Source organism: Paraburkholderia sp. SIMBA_054 (assembly GCF_046534875.1).
Lineage (GTDB): Bacteria > Pseudomonadota > Gammaproteobacteria > Burkholderiales > Burkholderiaceae > Paraburkholderia > Paraburkholderia hospita.
On the sequence record NZ_JAWRXV010001758.1, the window covers coordinates 1 to 234 of the forward strand.

A 234-nucleotide genomic window follows, 5' to 3' on the forward strand; every position below is an offset into this window, starting at 1 on the left:
GCGAATTCCGAGATCGCCCAGTCCACCGCCGCCGACTGTTCCTGCCATCGCCGAGTACCCGACAAGGCTGACAAGCGTAACTGTTTGCCCCGCAATGATCCCGGGTAGCACTTCAGGCAAGAGCACCTTGAAGATGATCTGAATTGGCGTTGCACCCATGCTCTCGGCAGCTTCGATCAGGCTCTGGTCCACCTCACGCATCGCCGTTTCGGCGAGCCGTGCGTAGAGAGGTGC

1 protein-coding gene is annotated in these 234 nt (G+C 60.3%); it reads right to left on the reverse strand.

Annotated features, from left to right (window positions below; all coding sequences use genetic code 11):
- A partial coding sequence (locus tag SB822_RS61125; protein ID WP_410859661.1) for an ABC transporter permease subunit occupies positions 1-234 on the reverse strand: 234 nt, incomplete at both ends.